General features: G+C 63.7%; 15 protein-coding genes and 1 pseudogene. 3 read left to right on the top strand and 13 right to left on the bottom strand.

Features of this window, described 5'->3' with window-relative positions:
- Nucleotides 1-153: 153 nt before the first annotated feature.
- From ppa to hemN, 3 genes are all read right to left on the bottom strand, one after another.
- Nucleotides 154-681, bottom strand: a complete 528-nt coding sequence (gene ppa / locus AAFL97_RS05345) for an inorganic diphosphatase (protein WP_068636189.1) — start codon at nucleotides 679-681, stop codon at nucleotides 154-156.
- Nucleotides 682-785: 104 nt separating this feature from the next.
- Nucleotides 786-1,496 (bottom strand): sulfite exporter TauE/SafE family protein, encoded by a 711-nt coding sequence (locus AAFL97_RS05340; protein WP_341644030.1) that lies wholly within the window; start codon nucleotides 1,494-1,496, stop codon nucleotides 786-788.
- Between the two features lie 143 nt (nucleotides 1,497-1,639).
- Nucleotides 1,640-3,031, bottom strand: a complete 1,392-nt coding sequence (hemN, locus tag AAFL97_RS05335) for an oxygen-independent coproporphyrinogen III oxidase (RefSeq protein ID WP_263461943.1) — start codon at nucleotides 3,029-3,031, stop codon at nucleotides 1,640-1,642.
- A gap of 146 nt (nucleotides 3,032-3,177) precedes the next feature.
- On the opposite strand from hemN, the gene fnr reads away from it, so the two are divergent.
- Complete coding sequence (gene fnr / locus AAFL97_RS05330; RefSeq protein ID WP_341647100.1) at nucleotides 3,178-3,924, top strand: fumarate/nitrate reduction transcriptional regulator Fnr; 747 nt, start codon at nucleotides 3,178-3,180, stop codon at nucleotides 3,922-3,924.
- Between the two features lie 59 nt (nucleotides 3,925-3,983).
- Here fnr and AAFL97_RS05325 read toward each other — a convergent pair whose 3' ends face one another.
- Nucleotides 3,984-4,373, bottom strand: coding sequence for a SirB2 family protein (locus tag AAFL97_RS05325; protein WP_341644029.1), 390 nt, complete (start codon nucleotides 4,371-4,373; stop codon nucleotides 3,984-3,986).
- Nucleotides 4,374-4,475: 102 nt separating this feature from the next.
- Here AAFL97_RS05325 and AAFL97_RS05320 point away from each other — a divergent pair, with 102 nt between their 5' ends.
- Nucleotides 4,476-5,159 carry a Crp/Fnr family transcriptional regulator gene (locus tag AAFL97_RS05320; RefSeq protein ID WP_341644028.1) on the top strand — a complete coding sequence of 228 codons (684 nt, stop codon included), beginning with the start codon at nucleotides 4,476-4,478 and terminating at the stop codon, nucleotides 5,157-5,159.
- Between the two features lie 9 nt (nucleotides 5,160-5,168).
- Here the strand turns inward: AAFL97_RS05320 and AAFL97_RS05315 are convergent, their stop codons facing one another.
- Nucleotides 5,169-6,962, bottom strand: coding sequence for a PHA/PHB synthase family protein (locus AAFL97_RS05315; protein ID WP_341644027.1), 1,794 nt, complete (start codon nucleotides 6,960-6,962; stop codon nucleotides 5,169-5,171).
- A gap of 19 nt (nucleotides 6,963-6,981) precedes the next feature.
- The gene (locus tag AAFL97_RS05310; RefSeq protein ID WP_341644026.1) at nucleotides 6,982-8,391 is read right to left on the bottom strand and encodes an MBL fold metallo-hydrolase; all 1,410 of its coding nucleotides are present in this window, start codon (nucleotides 8,389-8,391) and stop codon (nucleotides 6,982-6,984) included.
- Between the two features lie 125 nt (nucleotides 8,392-8,516).
- On the opposite strand from AAFL97_RS05310, the gene AAFL97_RS05305 reads away from it, so the two are divergent.
- A complete protein-coding gene (locus AAFL97_RS05305) occupies nucleotides 8,517-8,960 on the top strand; it encodes a universal stress protein (protein WP_341644025.1) in 444 nt (147 codons plus the stop codon).
- A gap of 85 nt (nucleotides 8,961-9,045) precedes the next feature.
- Here AAFL97_RS05305 and AAFL97_RS05300 read toward each other — a convergent pair whose 3' ends face one another.
- The 7 genes and pseudogenes from AAFL97_RS05300 to ccoN form a co-directional block, all read right to left on the bottom strand.
- Nucleotides 9,046-9,282: a hypothetical protein gene (locus AAFL97_RS05300; protein WP_341644024.1), complete on the bottom strand. Its 237-nt coding sequence runs from the start codon at nucleotides 9,280-9,282 to the stop codon at nucleotides 9,046-9,048.
- A gap of 109 nt (nucleotides 9,283-9,391) precedes the next feature.
- Nucleotides 9,392-9,847 carry a FixH family protein gene (locus AAFL97_RS05295; RefSeq protein ID WP_341644023.1) on the bottom strand — a complete coding sequence of 152 codons (456 nt, stop codon included), beginning with the start codon at nucleotides 9,845-9,847 and terminating at the stop codon, nucleotides 9,392-9,394.
- Nucleotides 9,844-11,275, bottom strand: a pseudogene (gene ccoG, locus AAFL97_RS05290) (cytochrome c oxidase accessory protein CcoG). The gene AAFL97_RS05295 and the pseudogene ccoG overlap by 4 nt, the downstream one beginning before the upstream one ends.
- A gap of 103 nt (nucleotides 11,276-11,378) precedes the next feature.
- Entirely contained in the window at nucleotides 11,379-12,269 is an 891-nt protein-coding gene (ccoP, locus tag AAFL97_RS05285; RefSeq protein WP_341644022.1) for a cytochrome-c oxidase, cbb3-type subunit III, read from the bottom strand.
- Nucleotides 12,262-12,450: a CcoQ/FixQ family Cbb3-type cytochrome c oxidase assembly chaperone gene (locus AAFL97_RS05280; protein WP_068636176.1), complete on the bottom strand. Its 189-nt coding sequence runs from the start codon at nucleotides 12,448-12,450 to the stop codon at nucleotides 12,262-12,264. The genes ccoP and AAFL97_RS05280 overlap by 8 nt, the downstream gene beginning before the upstream one ends.
- A 14-nt stretch (nucleotides 12,451-12,464) precedes the next feature.
- Complete coding sequence (gene ccoO / locus AAFL97_RS05275; RefSeq protein WP_341644021.1) at nucleotides 12,465-13,100, bottom strand: cytochrome-c oxidase, cbb3-type subunit II; 636 nt, start codon at nucleotides 13,098-13,100, stop codon at nucleotides 12,465-12,467.
- Nucleotides 13,101-13,116: 16 nt separating this feature from the next.
- Nucleotides 13,117-14,547: a cytochrome-c oxidase, cbb3-type subunit I gene (ccoN, locus tag AAFL97_RS05270; protein WP_341644020.1), complete on the bottom strand. Its 1,431-nt coding sequence runs from the start codon at nucleotides 14,545-14,547 to the stop codon at nucleotides 13,117-13,119.
- Between the last annotated feature and the right edge of the window lie 440 nt (nucleotides 14,548-14,987).

The raw sequence follows: 14,987 nt of genomic DNA, 5'->3' as shown, positions 1-14,987 counted from the left end.
TGCCCGGAGGCCGGATGTCGATCACGGGTCGGCCGGCTGCTCGCGTGCCATGCCACCGAGCCGGCCTGCTGAACGGAAAAACGCCCCTGCGCTTGCTGCCATGCGATGGCAAGCGCAGGGGCGTTTTCGGTACCCCGAAAACTACAGGGCGGCTTACTTCTTGGCGGCAGCCAGGCCGTCGACGATTTCCTTCTTGGCTTCTTCGACGGAACCCCAACCCACGACCTTGACCCACTTGCCGGGCTCCAGATCCTTGTAGTGCTCGAAGAAATGCACGGTCTGCTTCATCAGCAGCTCGGGCAGGTCGTCGGTGGTCTGGACCTTGTCGTACAGCGGGGTCAGCTTGGACACCGGCACGGCCACGACCTTGGCATCGACGCCGCTTTCGTCTTCCATCTTCAGCACGCCGACCGGGCGGCAGCGGATGACGACACCGGGAGCCAGCGGGAAGGGGGTCACGACCAGCACATCCACCGGATCGCCGTCGCCGGCGATGGTGTGCGGCACGTAGCCGTAGTTCAGCGGATAACGCATCGACGTGCCCATGAAGCGGTCGACGAAGACGGCACCGCTGTCCTTGTCCACTTCGAACTTGATCGGATCGCCCTGCGCGGAGATCTCGATGATGACGTTGATGTCGTTCGGCACGTCCTTGCCGGCGCTGACCAGATCGAAACCCATGATTCCCTCCCGTGGAAAATTGTGCGCGGATTATAGGGGGAAATCCGCGTGCCCTGCACTGCATCATCGCCCCGGATTCGCGCCTGCGGCCCCCGGCCGGCGCCTCAGGTCAGGCAGACCACGCCCTCCCACAGCGCGCCGCCCAGCGTGGGCGCGTGGATCAGGCCGAACACGCCGAAGCCCAGCACCAGCAGGCCGGAGGCGAAACGCACCTTGGCGTTGCGGGTGAAGTCGCGGAAGCGCTTGAACAGCATGCCGGCCAGCAGCAGGTTGGGCAGCGTGCCGAAGCCGAAGGCGAGCATCAGCCCCGCACCGCGGGCGCCGGAGCCGGTGACGAGCGCGGTCGCCAGGATGGAATAGGTCAGGCCACAGGGGATGAAACCCCACAGCAGGCCCAGCGGCAGCGCCTGCTTGACCGAGCGCGCCGGCAGGAAATGGCGGGTGGCGGGCTGGATGCGGCGCCACAGCACGTGGCCGGCGCGCTCGACCGGCGCCAGCAGGCGGGTGAAGCCGGTCAGATAGAGGCCGAGCGCAACCAGCATCAGGTTGGCGAGCACGTACAGGCCCATCTGCACCGGCAGCATGCCGTCGTACAGCATGCCGACCGAACCCAGCGCCCCCACCAGGCCGCCCAGCGCGGTGTAGGTGCTGATGCGGCCGACGCTGTAGGCCAGGTGCAGCGGCCATTGCGGCCTGCTGCCGGGCACCTGCACCTGGGCGGTCAGCGCGCCGACGATGCCGCCGCACATCGACACGCAGTGTGTGCCGCCGAGCAGGCCGATCAGGAAGACGGCGAAATAGCCGGTTTCAGGCATGGTCGAAACGGGACCGGGAGAGGGCCAGAGGGGAAAGACCGCCCATTCTACGCCGCTGGCACGCATACTGCTGCGGCATGCGGCCGCAGGCGGACACCCCCGTCCAGGCAGCTCCCTGGCGGCACGTGATACCCGCCCGCCCCTCAGATCACGCGCGAGTAGCGCGCGCGCTCGCGGTCTGCGCGCAGATAGCGGTCGAACACCATGGCGATGCCGCGTACCAGCAGGCGGCCGGCCGGCTCCACGCTGATCCAGTCGCCGTCGATCCTGACCAGCCCGGCCTTCTGCATTTCCTGCAGGTCGGCGAGTTCGCTGGCGAAATACTCGCGGAAATCGATCAGGTGGGCGATCTCGATCGACTGCATCGACAGCTCGAAGTGGCACATCAGCGCCTGGATGATCGAGCGCCGCAGCAGGTCGTCCGCGTTCAGCTCGATGCCGCGCAGCACCGGCAGCTCGTCGCGGTCGAGGGCGTCGTAGTAGTCGTCGAGCGTCTTGACGTTCTGCGCATACACCGGGCCGATCTTGCCGATCGCCGACACGCCGAAGGCCAGCAGGTCGCATTCGGCCTGGGTCGAATAGCCCTGGAAGTTGCGGTGCAGCCGGCCCTGGCGCTGGGCGACGGTCAGTTCGTCGTCCGGCTTGGCGAAGTGGTCCATGCCGATATAGACGTAGCCCGCTTCGGTCAGGCGGCGGATGCCGAGCTGCAGCAGTTGCAGCTTGGTGTCGGCGGTGGGCATGTCGTCCTGCGAGATGCGGCGCTGCGGCTTGAACAGGCCCGGCAGGTGCGCATAGCTGTAGAGCGAGACGCGGTCGGGCGAGATCTCCAGCACCTGTTCGAGCGTGCGGTTGAAGCTGATCACGTTCTGCCTGGGCAGGCCGTAGATCAGGTCCATGCTCACCGACTTGAAGCCGTTGCCACGTGCGGCATCGATGACGAGCTTGGTTTCCTCGAAGCTCTGGATGCGGTTGACCGCCCGCTGGACGTCCTCGGCGAAGTCCTGCACGCCGACGCTCATGCGGTTGAAGCCGAGTTCAGCCAGCAGCGCGACGGTGTCGTAATCCACCTTGCGCGGGTCGACCTCGATGGAATATTCGCCGTTCGGCACCAGCGTGAAATGCTCGCGCACCGATGCCATCAGCTGCCGCATTTCGTCGTGCGACAGGAAGGTGGGCGTTCCGCCGCCCAGGTGCAGCTGCGTCACCTGGTGGCCGCCCTCCAGACAGGCGGCCTGCATCTCGATCTCCTTGGCCAGGTATTTCAGGTACTTGGCCGAGCGCCCGTGATCCTTGGTGATGATCTTGTTGCAGGCGCAGTAGTAGCAGATCGTGTTACAGAACGGGATGTGGAAGTATAATGAGAGAGGTTTGCTGACGCCGCCGATGGCGCGTTTGGCAAGCCAATCCTTGAGGGCATCAGCGTTGAATGCCTCGACGAAGCGATCCGCAGTGGGGTAGGAGGTGTACCGCGGACCGTTGATGTCGAATCGGCGGATGAGCTGCGGGTCGAAGATGAGTTCGTTCTGGTCGGTCATGATCTGAAACTTGAGTGTCTGCCGAACAATGGCAGAACACCGCAATATTTTGGTTGACGTGGATCAACGGGCAGGAACAGACCGGAACCGATGGACTGATGAGGGCGCCCGAGACAGTGTCTGAAGGAAACGGAATTATCGTGCAGATGAGGGCAAGCGTGCCAGTCACCATGAACGGGTTGAAGACCGCCTGTTCGCAATGCAATCTCGTGGAGCTGTGTCTGCCCTTCGGCATGTCCGACAGCGAGCTGCACCAGCTCGACGAACTGGTCGGCGGCCGCCGCAAGGTCAAGCGCCAGCAGAGCCTGTATCGTGCGGGTGATCCTTTCGAGGCGATCTACGCCATTCGTGCCGGCTCGTTCAAGACCGACGTGCTGCTCGAGGACGGCCGCGACCAGGTGACCGGCTTCCAGATGACGGGCGAGATCCTCGGCCTGGACGGCATCAGCACCGAAAACCACAGCTGCAACGCGGTGGCGCTGGAAGACAGCGAAGTGTGCGTGATTCCCTACGCCAAGCTCGAGCAACTGTCGCACGAGGTCGAAGGCCTGCAGCACCAGTTCCACAAGGTCATGAGCCGCGAGATCGTGCGCGACCACGGCGTGATGATGCTGCTCGGCTCGATGCGCGCCGAGGAGCGGCTCGCGGCCTTCCTGCTCAACATGTCGCAGCGCTTCACCGCGCGCGGCTTTTCCGCGGCCGAATTCCACCTGCGCATGACGCGCGAGGAAATCGGCTCCTACCTCGGCCTCAAGCTCGAAACAGTGTCGCGCGCTTTCTCCCGCTTCCAGGAAGAAGGCCTGATCGCCGTGCAGCAGAAGCACATCCGCCTGCTCGACACGACCAGGCTGCGCAAGCTGGTCCAGCATCAGACGGCCGGCTGCGGGCGCTGAGAGCGCCTGCCTCCGGCCTGTTTTTGCCCCCTTCCCGCCTCGCTGCCTCGACCGCCCCGTCAGGCGACGGCGGCCAGATAGCCCGCAGCGTTCTTGCTCAGCGCCACCGACACGATCCACGCATACACCGCGAGCGCGGCAGCAAACGCGAACAACCGCTGCGAGCGCGTCTTGCCGCGCTTGAGCGCAATGGTGCCGAGCACGACGTAGGCGACCAGCCCGATGACCTTGGCCGTCACCCAATCCGCCTGGAACGGATACTGCTGGATCATCACCGCCAGCACGATCGCCGTGATCAGCAGGACGCTATCGACGACGTGGGGCAGCACCCGCGCCGGCAGGCTCTTCAGCAAGGGGCTGCCGCTGATCATCCAGTAGCCTCGCAGCAGGAAGCCCAGGATGCTGAGCGCCACACAGGTGACGTGAAGATGCTTGATGGCGAAATACATGTTCTTCCTTTTTTCCAGGGGCGGCACGGCCGCCTTGGCCCCTGCCCTCAATTAGAATGGAGGCCGACAAACGAGACGGCTTCCCATCAGGAGCGCCCGCACATGGCCAGCACCCCACCCATAGACATCCCCGCGCTGCTCAAGCGCATTCCGCTTTTCGGCGAACTGTCCGCAGCCGACATCGAGCGCATCGCCCGCTACACCCGCGACCGCCACATCGCCCGCGGCGAAGTCCTGTTCCAGCGCGGCGACCAGCCGCATGGCTTTTACTTCGTCGTCTCGGGTCAGGTCAAGCTCGCCTTCTCCTCGCCGCAGGGCACGGAAAAGGTCGTCGAGATCATCGGCCCGATGCAGAGCTTCGGCGAAGCGGTGATGTTCATGAACAAGCCCTACCCGGTGTTCGCCGAGGCGCTGACCGAAACGGCGCTGATCCACGTCGGCCAGGCCGTGGTCAGCGAACTGATCGACCAGGACCCCTCCTTCGCCCACAAGCTGCTCGCCGGCATGTCGATCCGCCTGCACGGCCTGATCCAGGACGTCGAGACCTACTCGCTGCGCTCGAGCATCCAGCGCGTGATCGGCTATCTGCTGCAGGTCGCCGACAGCGACTCGCCCTGCGAGATCGACCTGCCCACCAGCAAGCAGGTGATCGCCTCGCGCCTGAACCTGACGCCCGAGACCCTGTCGCGCATCTTCCACGACCTCAGCGAGTCCGGCCTGATCAGCGTGCACGGCAAGCACATCACGCTGCACGACCCTGCCCGCCTGGCACGCCACCAGGTCTGAGCACGCGGCTCAGGGCTCCAGCACGTAGCTTCCCGGTGCCGGGCACAAGGCCGGGAAAGCGTCGTTCGCGACCGGCCGCGCCTCGACCTCCGGGCCGACGCGCGGCTTGAGCCAGCGCATCCAGTCTTCCCACCAGCTGCCCTGGTGCTGCTCGGCGCGCTGGCGCCAGCTGTCGGTGGTGTCGGAACGGCGCGCATCGGCGACCCAGTAGCGCCGCTTCGGCGGATGCACGATCGGATTCAGGATGCCGAGGATGTGCCCCGAGCTCGACAGCACGTAGCGCCGGCTGCCGACCACATGGTTGTTGATGGCGAAAGTCTGGCGCCAGGGTGCGATGTGGTCGTCCTCGGCCGCGACCGCGTACAGGGGCTGGCGGATCAGCGACAGGTCGAGCTTTTCGCCGGCGACTTCGAGGGTGTTGGGCTGGATCAGCCGGTTGTGCAGGTACAGCTCGCGCAGGTACCAGGCATGCATCTCATACGGCATGCGCGTGGAGTCCATGTTCCAGTACAGCACGTCGAAGGGCGGCGGCGTCTCGCCGTACAGCCAGCCATTGACCACGTACTGCCAGATCAGGCTGTTCGAGCGCAGCAGGCGGAAGGAAGCCGCCATCTCGGCCCCATCCAGATAGCCCTTCTGCGCCATCTTGCTGCACAGGTAGTCGATGCTGCTCTTGTCGATGAAGACTTCGATGTCGCCGGGCCTGTGGAAGTCCACCAGCGTGGTGAACAGCGTCCAGTCGGCGACCGGCGCCGTATCCTCGTCGTGGCGGCGGCTGGCCCAGGCCATGTACATCGCCAGCGCCGTGCCGCCGATGCAGTAACCCACCGCATGGACTTGCCGGGCACCGGTGAACTCGCGCGCGACGCGCACGATGGTATCAACGCCTTCGAGCAGGTAGTCGTCGAACGTGAGTTCGCCCATCGACGCATCCGGGTTCTTCCAGCTCGTGATGAAGACGTCCAGCCCCTGATCGAGCAGGAAGCGGATCATGCTCCGCTTCGGTGTCAGGTCGAGCACGTAGAACTTGTTGATCCAGGGCGTGACGATGACCACCGGCTCGGCGTGGACGCGCGGCTGGCTGGGGGCGTAGTGGATGACTTCGAGCAGGCGGTTGCGGAAGATCACCGCGCCCGCCGTGGTGGCGAGGTTCTCGCCGACCTTGAAATCGTCGGGATCGGTCATCCTGATGTCGCCCGCCTTCAGGTCGGCGACGAAGTTCTCGAGGCCGCGCACGAGGCTGACGCCGCCGCTTTCCACCGCCTTGCGCAGGGCCACCGGGTTGGTCGGCAGGAAATTGGTCGGCGCCACCGCATTGAGCCAGTTGCGCCACCAGAACGCCGCCCGCCGCCGCTCCTTGCTCGACAGCGCCGGCGTCTCGTAGAGCATGTCCTGGGTGTGATGGGTGAAGGCCAGATACCACTCCTTGATCAGATCCCAGGTCGGCGACTCGGTCCACACTGGATCGGCAAACCGCGTGTCGTCCTGATGCGGTTCGATCGGATCGGTGCTGGGCAGGCCGACGGCGCGGTTCCAGGTATGCCACTGCAGGCGCCACAAGTCGGACGACAGCCGCATGGCGCGCTCGGCCAGCTCCTGGGGATGGGCCAGCCAGGCGAGTTGCGCATGGACGATGGGCGCAGCCAGCCCCAGCGGATCGGCCGCCTCGGCGAGACCCTCGTTGATGCGGTGCAGGGTCTTGTAGAACTCCGGCGGCCGGGGCGCGGCGGACCGGGCCTGCCCGGCCGCGTCGCCTTCTCCCCGATTCCGCTTCTTCGCCGATCCCCTGGTTTTCCGGTTCATGGCCGATCTCCCATGCGATTCATTGGATGGCGTAGGTCCGCCCGGGCTCGGGCATCAGCACATGCCGCCATCCCAGCCGGTCGTGGATGGCATCGACCAGCGCCAGTGCGCCGAGCGGCTCTCCATGCACGACGAAGGTATGCTGCGGTGCCTGTTTGAAGTGCCCGAGCCAGTCGAGCAGTGCCGGCTGGTCGGCATGCGCCGACAGCCCGCCGATGGTGTGGATGCGCGCGCGCACCGGCACCCGCTCGCCGAACAGCGTGACCTGCTGTGCCCCATCCACCAGCCGCCGGCCCAGCGTGCCCGCGGCCTGGAAGCCGGCGATGACGACCGCGCATTCGCTGCGGCCGAGGTTGTGCCGCAGATGATGCCGGATCCGCCCTGCATCGCACATGCCACTGGCAGAGATGATCACCAGGCCGCCGCGGACTTCGTTCAGCGCCATCGACTCTTCGACGTCCTGCACGAAGCGGACGTCGAAGCGCCCCTGGCTGGACTGCCACCAGGCGTAGAGCGCCTGCGCCTCCTCGTCCCAGAGCTCGCGGTGGTCCAGGGTCAGCGCCGTGACCGCCGAGGCCATCGGCGAGTCGACGACGACCTTCAGCGGCCCGAGGCGGCCTGCGCGCACCAGATCGGCCAGCACGAACAGGATCTCCTGCGTCCGTCCGACTGCGAATGCCGGAATCACGACGTTGCCGCCCCGCCCATGCACCGTCTGCCGTATCGCATCGACCAGTTCGTCGTACGTGGCCTCGAGCGGCCGATGGGCGCGGTTGCCGTAGGTCGATTCCATGCACAGCACATCCGCGCGTTCGACAGGCACCGGATCGCGCACCACCGGGCGCATCGGCTGGCCGAGATCGCCCGACGCCACCAGGCGCTTCGCTGCCGCGCCCACACCGACATCGATCTCGATGATCGCCGACCCCAGGATGTGACCCGCTTCGCGAAAACGGCAACGCACGCCCGGCCCGGCTTCGAAATCCGTCTCGTAGGCGACGGGCCGCAGGCGCGCCAGGCTGGCGCGGGCCTGCTCGACGGTATAGAGCGGCGTCATCTCCGCACGGCGGCGGGCACGGCGATTGTGCGCATTGCGCAAGGCCCATTCGGCTTCCTTTTCCTGGATGTGCGCGGAATCCATCAGCATGATGCCGAGCAGGTCCACCGTCGCGGGCGTGGCCAGGATCGGTCCCTTGTAGCCGAGTGCGACGAGGCGCGGCACGAGGCCGCTGTGATCGAGATGGGCATGCGTCAACAGAACGAAGTCGATCTGCCGGAGGTCGAAATCGAGCGCACGGCGGTTTCGCGCCTCCGCCGTCCGCCCGCCCTGGAACAGGCCGCAATCCACGAGAAAGCTCCCGCGCTCGTGATCGACCCGCAGACACGATCCGGTCACTTCGCCGGCAGCACCCATGAAAGTCAGTTTCATCGCTTATCTCCCTGCCATGCACGATGCGCCCCTCGAACGGAAGACCGTTTGACCCTCGTCAAACCCGATGCCGCTGCTCAGCCAGCTATAATCGAAGTGCACACAACCGACAGGAGGCATACACCATGTTCAAGCACATCCTCGTTCCCACTGATGGTTCCACGCTGTCGGAAGGCACGGTTTCCCGTGCGGTGACTTTCGCCCGCGAAGCCGGGGCGCGCATCACCTTCTTCTACGCCCAGCCCGACTTCCCGATGCCGATCTACGGCGAAGGTGCCTTGATCGACCCCACCACGCCGGAACAGTTCGCAAAATCCGCGGCAGCGGAAGCACAAGCCATCCTCGACAAGGCGAAAGCCGTTGCCGACAGCGAAGGCGTCGTGGCGGCGACCGATACGGTCGTCAATGAAATACCTTACGAGGCAGTGATCGACGCTGCCGATCGCCATGGCTGCGATCTCATCTTCATGGCTTCGCACGGCCGCCGCGGCATCGCCGGCCTGCTGCTCGGCAGCGAAACCCAGAAAGTGCTGACGCACAGCAAGATCCCGGTTCTGGTCTATCGCTGAGCGGCCAGTCCCCGAGATTCAAGCCCTGGAAATGCAGAACGGCCCTCACGGGCCGTTCTGCATTTCCAGGGCCGGCAACGGGGCATCAATTCCGTCGATTCAGCTCGCTGGCACTGCGCTGCAAGAAGATCGTGCACAGACTGGACGCTGCACACACCAGCCAGAAGCCGAGGAAGCCGATCGAATAGGTTGCCAGTTCACCATAGTCGACCGGCTGTCCGAACAGATAGAGCTGCTGCGGGTCGACGACGGTAAAGAAGACTGCCTCGGCCACTGCGGCAACCAGGAACGAGGGCCAGAGCACTTGTATCCATTTCAGCATCGCCTGCCTCCTTCACCATGAGTGAGATTAAGACACTGTTCATGGACGGGTTAAGAACCTGAAGGATCAATCCAGATCTCCGTCTCCGTCGGGATGTAGGTGGCCCCGTTCATTCTCCAACTGCGGGACTCGTCCTCCAGCAGGAACAGCCAGCGCCCGGTGCTGAGGGGCGCCAGTGCCGTCTGGTACCTACACCGCCCGCGCCTTCGACCACCAACTCCTGGTCCATTCCCCCGCGGGTAGGATGAGAGACGGTGAGGAGAAGGCGTTCGGGCAGATTCGACGTATCGAGCGCATCGAGTTCGATGCGGATCGAATCGCTGCGCACGACGAGGTGCGCTTTCAGACCCAGCTCCTTGGCATGCTCGGCACGCTCCATCGTCTGGACGATGGCCCGCCCTTCCTTGTAGTAATCATCGACCACCATGCCGTCGAAGGTATTGATGGCGATCACCAGGGTCGCGATCCCGGCGACGACTGCAATCGCCGGAAAGCTGATCAGGAACCAGGGCCAGCCCTGCTTGTACCACGGTGGCGGCGTCTTCTCTGTCAAGGTCGTATTCATCTTGGAATGAGGAAAGTCGTTTCTTCTGTGATGCTCAGGCCGGAATCATCTTCCGCGGTGATCTGGAAGGCAATCGTGTTCGCCCCCGGCTGGCCCTGGTCGTAAGGCACGAGAACCTGGGTCGTCAGCGAATGCGTTGCCGCCGGACCGACCTCGACACTCTGCGCGCTGCCGATCCTGGCCCCGGGAATGCCCACGACATCGATGCGGAAGGTGCGCGACGCTTCGGACATGTTGATCACATGCAGGTTGTACACGTTCTCGATCATGCCGCCTTCGATCTCGCGCCCGAGCGAGGAGCGGTCGCGAATCACATCGACCCGCAGCGGCTCGCGGTTCGCCAGCAGCAGCACGAAGCCGACGCACATCGCCGCAAGAATGAAGCCGTAGATCAATGTACGAGGACGGAAGACGTGTCCGAGTATCTCCTTGCGCCCCCAGCCCTTCTTCACCGCGTTATCGGTCGAATAGCGGATGAGGCCGCGCGGGTACTGCATCTTGTCCATCACCTGGTCACAGGCGTCGATACAGGCCCCACAGCCGATGCACTCGTACTGCAGGCCCTGCCGGATGTCGATTCCGGTCGGACAGACCTGGACACAGATGCTGCAATCGATACAGTCCCCCCCTGCCCACCGTGCTGGGATCGACCCCCTTCCGGCGCGAGCCGCGCGGTTCACCGCGCCCTTCGTCATAGGTGACGACCAGGGTGTCGGGGTCGAACATCACCGCCTGGAAGCGGGCGTAGGGGCACATATACTTGCACACCTGTTCGCGCATCACACCTGCGAACAGATAGGTGAAGCCCGCGTAGAACAGGATCCAGAACGCCTCCCATGGCCCGAAGGTGAAGCCTGACACGGCTCCCAGCAATTCATCCAGCGGCGAGAAATAGGCCACGAAAGTGAACCCGGTCCATAGCGAGAACAGCCCCCAGACGAAGTACTTGCTCGTCCGCTTGAGCAGCTTCTCGCCGTTCATCGGCATCTTGTCGAGCTTCTGCTGCTTGCCGTGGTCGCCTTCGATCTTCTGCTCGAACCACATGAAGATCTCGGTATACACCGTCTGCGGACAGGCGTAGCCACACCACAGGCGGCCGGCGATGGCGGTGAAGAAGAACAGCGCATAGGCGGAGATGATCAGCAGCAGGGCGAGGAAGAGCACGTCCTGCGGCCAGAACACCCAGCCGAAGATGTAGAACTTGCGTTCGGTGAGATGGAACAGGACTGCCTGCCGATCGTTCCACGTCAGCCATGGCAATCCGTAGAAGACGATCTGCGTGATCCACACCAGGGCCCAGCGCCAGTTGGCGAACAGGCCGGTGACGGCACGCACGTAAAGCTTGCGGCGTGATTCGTAGAGCGATTCGCTCGATTCGGAAGAACTCTGCTTGGCCGATTTCTTCGGCTGTGGGGATGGGCTGCTCATGGTGCCTCTGACCGATGAATTCTTGTTCTTGTTCTATGGGTAGCCCCGGGAGGACCCCCTCCTCCCGGGGATGGAACTGCTTTTACTGCAACTGCATCGATTGTTACTGCTTGCTCAGGCTCAGCACATAGGCCGTCAGCAGGTGAACCTTGTCCTCGCCGAGGAACTCGCCGAAGGCCGGCATCTGGTTGGTACGGCCGTGGGAGATGGTCTCGATGATGGTTGCTTCGGACGAGCCATACAGCCAGGCCTTGTTGGCCAGGTTGGGCGCGCCGAGCATCGGGTTGCCGGTGCCATCGGCGCCGTGGCAGGCCACGCAGTTGGTGTCGAAGGCATCCTTGCCGCGCTGGGCGCGCAGCGAGTCGTGCGCCAGGCCCGACAGCGAACGCACGTAGTTGGCGACGTCCTTGACACCTTCCGCCCCCAGGATCGGGCCGAAGGGCGTCATGATCCCCATGCGCCCACCGGTGATGGTGGCCTTGATCGTCTCGGGATCACCGCCCCACTGCCATTCGTCGTCGGTCAGGTTGGGGAAGCCCTTGTTGCCCTGTGCAGCCGAACCATGGCACTGCGCACAGTAGGTCAGGAACAGGCGCTTGCCCATCGCGTTCGCTTCCGGATCGGCAGCCACGGCCATCACGTCCATCTCGCGGTATTTGGCGAAGATCGGGCCGTAGCGCTCTTCGGCCTTGGCCATTTCGGCGTCGTACTGCGCCCACTGGCCACGGTGCTGGTTCACGTTGCCGAAGCCCGGATAGATCGCCAGATACGTGACGGCAAAGATGATCGTGAGCCAGAACAGATACATCCACCAGCGCGGCAGCGGATTGTTGTATTCGGCGATCGTCTCGTCCCACACGTGGCCGTGCAGTTCGACCGGTCCCTTTTCGCGCTTGGTCATGTTCGACACCAGCACGAACACGCAGAACAGGATGGAGAGGGCCACCAGGACCATCACATACATGTTCCAGAAACCGCTGATAAAGTCAGCCATTTGCTTTTCCCTCTTGGTCTTGCCGGCGATCGGAGGCCGGCAGGTCATCATCGCTCAGGGGCAGGCGCGCCGCCTCGTCGAATCCCTTCTTGGCGTGCTTGCTGTATGCCCAGACGACGATGCCCAGGAAGCACAGCAAGCCCAGAACAGTGAACAGGCTTCTGAGGTCATTGATATCCACGACGCGCCCAGTCCTTACTTAAAGTCCGAAATCGCAGTGCCCAGACCCTGCAGGTACGCAATGATGGCGTCCAGTTCGGTCTTGCCCTCGAGGGCGGCGGGCGCGGCGGCGATCTCTTCCTCGCTGTACTTGTGCAGGCCCACCTTGTTGAGCGCACGCATCTTCAGCTGGATGTCGTCGGCCTTGACCGGACGATCGAGCCAGGGGAACGCAGGCATGTTCGACTCGGGCACCACGTCGCGCGGATTGAGCAGGTGCGCCCGCTGCCATTCGTCGGAATAGCGGCCGCCGACACGCGCCAGATCGGGGCCGGTACGCTTGGAGCCCCACTGGAACGGGTGGTCGTAGATGAACTCGCCCGCCACCGAGTAATGGCCATAGCGCTCGGTTTCGGCGCGGAACGGACGGATCATCTGCGAATGACAGTTGTAGCAGCCTTCGCGGACGTAGATGTCGCGACCGACCAGCCGGACCGGGTCATAGGGCTTGACGTCGAGCGCATTGCCCTTGTGGTCGATTGCCGTCGTCGTCGAGTGCTGGAAGAACAGCGGCACGATTTCCACCAGACCGCCCACGCTGACGGTCATCAGCGACAGGACGATCATCAGGAATACGTTGCGCTCGATTTTTTCGTGTTTCGATTGAGCCATGTTTATCGTTCTCCGATCAGGCGTGAGCGGCCGCGGGTGCGAGCACCGGCGCTTCATAGGCCTTCTGGCCGGCGATGGTCTTCACCATGTTGTAGAACATGATCAACATGCCGGCGAGGAACAGCACTCCGCCGATGAAGCGGATGGTCCAGAACGGATAGCTGGCCTTGACGCTCTCGACGAAGGAGTAGGTCAGCGTGCCGTCGGCGTTGGTCGCACGCCACATCAGGCCCTGCATCACGCCCGAGATCCACATCGAGGCGATGTAGAGCACGATGCCGATGGTGGCGATCCAGAAGTGCGCGTTGATCAGCTTGACGCTGTACATCTCGGTCTTGCCGTACATGCGCGGCAGCAGGAAGTAGATCGAGCCGATCGAGATCATCGCCACCCAGCCCAGTGCGCCGGAGTGCACGTGGCCGACCGTCCAGTCGGTGTAATGCGACAGCGCATTCACGGTCTTGATCGACATCATCGGACCTTCGAAGGTCGACATGCCGTAGAACGACAGCGCGGTGATCAGGAACTTCAGGATCGGGTCGGTACGCAGCTTGTGCCAGGCACCCGACAGGGTCATGACGCCGTTGATCATGCCGCCCCAGGACGGTGCCAGCAGGATCAGCGAGAACACCATGCCGACGGACTGGGTCCAGTCGGGCAGTGCGGTGTAGTGCAGGTGGTGCGGGCCGGCCCACATGTAGGTGAAGATCAGCGCCCAGAAGTGAACCACGGACAGGCGATAGGAATACACCGGACGATCGGCCTGCTTCGGCACGAAGTAGTACATCATGCCCAGGAAGCCCGCGGTCAGGAAGAAGCCCACCGCGTTGTGGCCGTACCACCACTGGACCATCGCGTCCTGCACGCCGGCATAGGCGGAGTAGGACTTCATGCTGGTCATCGAGATGGGGATCGCGGCGCTGTTGACGATGTGCAGCAGCGCGACGGTGAGGATGAAGCCGCCGAAGAACCAGTTCGCGACGTAGATGTGCGAAACCGTGCGCTTGGCGATGGTGCCGAAGAACACGATTGCGTAGGACACCCAGACGATCGCGATCAGGATGTCGATCGGCCATTCGAGTTCGGCGTATTCCTTCGAGCTGGTGTAACCCAGCGGCAGCGTGATCACCGCCAGCAGGATGACCAGTTGCCAGCCCCAGAAGGTGAAGGCGGCCAGACCCGGCGCAAACAGCCGGGTATGACAGGTTCGCTGGACCACGTAGTAGGAGGTGGCGAACAACGCGCAACCGCCAAACGCAAAGATCACGCCATTGGTATGAAGCGGACGGAGCCTGCCGAAATGCAGGAATTCGTGAACGTTCAGTTCGGGCCACACGAGCTGTGCCGCGGCGATGACGCCGACCAGCATGCCCACGATGCCCCACACCACCGTCATGATGGCGAACTGGCGCACGACTTTATAGTTATAAGTCGCTTGCGATTGCATGTAAGTCACCTCTTAGTTGAAAACCCCTTTTGAGCCGCCACCCAACCCTGCCACAGACGCCCCGGCAAGGCCGGCACGAAGGATACGTGGAGATCGGAACCACAATTTGACACAGATCAATATTGTATTGCAGTGGGCGGGCCGTAGGAAGCCGAGTACGAGCCTGTCCCCCTCGAGCCTCCGTTGCGGGGGCGGCCAGGCCGGCCCCGGCAGCAGAATTCCGGCGTTCGCCTTCATGCGGGCGCGCCGCGCGTCCGGCAGTAAAAAACGACCAATGACCGGCCGATTCGAATCGGCCGGACCCCGCCATCGGCTACCATTTCAGGCAAACCTCCTGCAGTTCTCTCTCGCCGCGCAAAAATATCTCGATGACATGATCAGCAGCGCGCTCGGGCAGTGCAATTGCCGCCAGGGCAACGTATTATTGTCCTATGTCAAAC

Origin of the sequence: Thauera sp. SDU_THAU2 (genome assembly GCF_038260575.1) — a bacterium.
Lineage (GTDB): Bacteria > Pseudomonadota > Gammaproteobacteria > Burkholderiales > Rhodocyclaceae > Thauera.
Note: the sequence above shows the minus strand (reverse complement) of the source record. Positions and strands in the feature narration are given on the sequence as shown.